Raw genomic sequence first — 1697 nt, forward strand, 5'->3', positions numbered from 1 at the left:
AGCGCCAGGTAGCGCGCTGGCCGTGGTAAGCGACGCATCAGTTGTCTCGCTCGTCCTTCACCACTTCACCGGTCTTGGCGTCCAGTGCCACGTCCCATTCCACGTTCTGGGTATCGCGCAGCTCGACTTTGTAGATGTAACGGCCGTACTCGTCTTCCAGCTCGGAATCGGTAACGGTGGCGCCGGGGTGCTTGGCCATGGCAGTGGCCTTGAGTTCGTCCAGCGACTTGATTGTCTTGGCGTTTACCAGTTTGACCACTTCGTCGGGCTGCACATCCTTGGCGAAAGCGGCATTGGCGCCCAGGGCAAGGGCGGCGGCGGTGAACAGGGCAGTCAAGGTTTTCATCGTGCTTCTCTCCTGAGAGCTGTACAAGTTGTCTACGGGGTTAAGATTACCCGGCGGTCCTTAATTCAACCTGAAAGCAACGGGCGGCATGATAGCGCAGCCTGCGGGGCCGTGTGATGTTCCACCGCGCCGTTGCATCGGCACGCAGTCTTCGCTTCACCGAACCTTATAATCACCGGCTCGATACCCAGGAGATCCGTCATGAGCGCCATCCACATCAAATACCCTGCGCTCACGTTCAAGGCGGGCCAACGTGCCCTGCAGCACATCCGCGAGCGCGGGCTACAGGCGGCCGATGTGGGTGTGCTGCCAGGCGCAGCGGGCGGGCCGAAGCCACTCGGCATCCAAGGCCTGGACCTGGCCCTGTTCGGTGAGTGGCTACCGTCGGCACCCCGCCAACGCGCACTGATCGGCGCCTCGATCGGCGCCTGGCGCTTCGCCAGTGCCTGCCTGCAAGACCCGGTGGCCGGCATCCGCCGGCTTGGCGAACTGTATACCGAGCAAGACTTCGCCAAAGGGGTAACACCGGCCGAAATCAGCCGCAGTTGCGCAACAATGCTCGATGACCTGCTGCAGGGCCGCGACGCCCAGTTGCTGGCCAACCCGCACTATCGCCTGAACATCCTGGTGGTGAAAAGCCATGGTCAACTCGCCCACGACCAGCGTGCCCGCCTGGGCCTCGGTCTGGGCTCGGTGGTCGCCAGCAATCTATTGGGCCGGGCACGCCTGGCGCGCCACTTCGAGCGCATCATCCTGCATGACGGGCGTAGCGCGCCGCCGCTCGATGCCTTGACCGACTTCCCTTCGCGCTGCCTGCCGCTGGACCTGGCCAACCTGCGCCAGGCCCTGCTCGCCTCGGGCTCGATCCCGATGGTCATGCAGGGAGTGAAGGATATTCCTGGGGCGGGCGCCGGTACTTACCGCGACGGCGGCTTGCTCGATTACCACCTCGACCTGCCTTACCACGGCGACGACCTGGTGCTGTACCCGCACTTCACCGACAAGGTCATACCCGGCTGGTTCGACAAGGCGCTGCCCTGGCGCAAGGGCGATGCCAGGCGGCTGCAGAACGTGTTGCTGATGACGCCCTCACCGCACTATATGGCCGCCCTGCCCTTCGGCAAGTTGCCAGACCGCAACGACTTCAAGCGTTTCATGGGCGATGCCGCGGGGCGCAAACGCTATTGGTACAAGGCTATTGCCGAAAGCCAGCGGCTGGGCGACGAATTGCTGGAACTGGTCGCCACCGGGCGGCTGCATGAACGCCTGCAAGCCTTGTAGCGGTCATGCTGTTAAACTGCGCGCATTATTGATTCACTCAGAGTTCTGACAGCGTGGAAATCTTCAAGGA

General features: G+C 62.9%; 2 protein-coding genes. One reads left to right on the forward strand and one right to left on the reverse strand.

Features of this window, described 5'->3' with window-relative positions:
• Positions 1–37 precede the first annotated feature (37 nt).
• Positions 38–346 carry a PepSY domain-containing protein gene (locus tag APH30_RS27125; protein WP_029886952.1) on the reverse strand — a complete coding sequence of 103 codons (309 nt, stop codon included), beginning with the start codon at positions 344–346 and terminating at the stop codon, positions 38–40.
• 201 nt (positions 347–547) lie between these two features.
• Between APH30_RS27125 and APH30_RS27130 the strand changes: the two genes are divergently transcribed.
• Entirely contained in the window at positions 548–1627 is a 1080-nt protein-coding gene (locus APH30_RS27130; protein WP_054914248.1) for a patatin-like phospholipase family protein, read from the forward strand.
• The last annotated feature ends 70 nt before the right edge of the window (positions 1628–1697 follow it).

Source organism: Pseudomonas sp. NBRC 111127 (genome assembly GCF_001320345.1).
Taxonomy (GTDB): Bacteria; Pseudomonadota; Gammaproteobacteria; order Pseudomonadales; family Pseudomonadaceae; genus Aquipseudomonas; species Aquipseudomonas juntendi.